3 protein-coding genes are annotated in these 1,632 nt (G+C 63.9%); 2 read left to right on the top strand and 1 reads right to left on the bottom strand.

From position 1 onward, the window contains the following. Positions 1 to 161: MnmC family methyltransferase (locus A3764_RS17640; protein WP_269085030.1), on the top strand; the 161-nt coding region annotated here is incomplete at its 5' end. Beyond that, positions 158 to 1,027, top strand: coding sequence for a DMT family transporter (locus tag A3764_RS17635; protein WP_067924524.1), 870 nt, complete (start codon positions 158 to 160; stop codon positions 1,025 to 1,027). The genes A3764_RS17640 and A3764_RS17635, both read left to right, overlap by 4 nt. Here A3764_RS17635 and A3764_RS17630 read toward each other — a convergent pair. Continuing rightward, positions 992 to 1,632 (bottom strand): lytic transglycosylase domain-containing protein (locus A3764_RS17630; protein WP_150122272.1); only part of this gene is annotated, 641 nt, incomplete at its 5' end. The genes A3764_RS17635 and A3764_RS17630 overlap by 36 nt on opposite strands.

Below are 1,632 nucleotides of genomic sequence, written 5' to 3'. Positions count from 1 at the left end.
TGACCGGCGTGGCCCGGCGTACCGCGCCCGGTGGCACAGCTGCGACCTATACGGCGGCGGGCTTCGTGCGGCGCGGTCTGGCCGAGGCCGGGTTCGAGGTGGAGCGGACAGCGGGTTACGCGCACAAGCGCCACATGACCCGCGCGCGAATGCCGGGATGACACAATCGAACAACATACCGCTCGGCATTTCGCTGATGGTGGCGACGACCTTCGTCTTTGCGGTGCAGGACGGGTTATCGCGCCATCTGGCAGCGGAATATAACGTGTTGATGGTCGTGATGATCCGCTACTGGTTCTTCGCGGCCTTCGTCATCACGATTGCCCGGCGCAAGGCCGGTGGCATCCGTGCCGCTGCAAAGACGTCGCAGCCCATCGTGCAGGCTTTTCGCGGCGTCCTGCTGGCGGCAGAGGTCTGCGTGATGATCGCGGCCTTCACCATCCTCGGCCTTGTCGAAAGCCACGCTGTCTTTACCAGCTATCCGCTGCTCATCGCGGCGCTGTCCGGTCCTCTTCTGGGGGAGAAGGTCGGCTGGCGGCGCTGGTCCGCCATCGGCGTCGGCTTTGTCGGGGTCCTGATCATCCTTCAGCCGGGAATGGCTGTGTTCGACCCGGCGGCGGTGATACCGCTTCTGGCTGCGGCGATGTTCGCGGTTTACGGCCTGCTGACCCGTTTCGTGGCGCGGCGGGATACCTCGGCCACCAGCTTCTTCTGGACGGGGGTGACAGGGTCACTGGCGATGACGCTGGCCGGTATCTGGTTCTGGGAGCCGATGCTGCCCCGCGACTGGCTCTACATGGCGGCGCTCTGCGTGACGGGGGTGACCGGGCATTGGCTGCTGATCCGCTGCTACGAGGTCGCAGAGGCGAGCGCGGTTCAGCCCTTTGCCTATTTGCAGCTGGTCTTTGCCGCGATTATCGGCATTTCCATCTTCGGGGAAACCGTCCGCACCAACGTGGCAATCGGTGCGGCCCTGATCGTGGCCGCCGGGCTATTCACCTTTTGGCGCGAACGCCTTCAGCGTTGATCCCTTCAACTCTTCGGAAAAGGGGATGGGCAGGGGATCCTTGCCAAGCCGCGCCCGGTAGATGGGCAGGCTTTCAGTGACGCGCATGACGTAGTTCTGCGTTTCGCGAAAGGGGATCATCTCCACAAAGTCCACGATATCAATCTCGCCCCGGCGCGGGTCGCCGTAGGCGGTGATCCAACGCGGCGGGCGGGCGGGACCGGCGTTATAGGCGATAGACATCATAACCACGTTGCCGTCGAACCGCCCCGCCATCTGGGAAAGGTATTCCGAGCCAAGCACCGCGTTGTATTCCGGATCCGCAATCAGCTTGTCGGTGTTATGCGACGACAGCACACCCAGATCCGATGCCACGTCACGCGCAGTGGCAGGCATGATTTGCATGAGGCCCCGCGCGCCGACGGAGGATTGCACCACGGGATCAAACTCGCTCTCACGTCGGGCGATGGCGAGCGTCATTTCAGGCGCCATGGGAAGGTCTTCTTCCACCAGCGGATGCAGCGGGTAGTAGGGGGCGGGAATTGTCAGCCCACGACGCGCCGCCCGTTTGCCGATCATCACAGCCAGATGCGGTTGGCCCGCGTCGATCGCGGCCTGTCCAAGCA

Source organism: Sulfitobacter sp. HI0129, from assembly GCF_001635395.1.
Taxonomy (GTDB): Bacteria; Pseudomonadota; Alphaproteobacteria; order Rhodobacterales; family Rhodobacteraceae; genus Sulfitobacter.
The sequence above is the reverse complement of the archived record's forward strand: the minus strand, read 5'-3'. Positions and strand labels throughout refer to the sequence as shown.

Excerpts from the sequence above, each read along its gene's own strand:
- A3764_RS17635 (WP_067924524.1), top strand. The coding sequence starts at position 158 with ATGACACAATCGAACAACATACCGCTCGGCATTTCGCTGATGGTGGCG.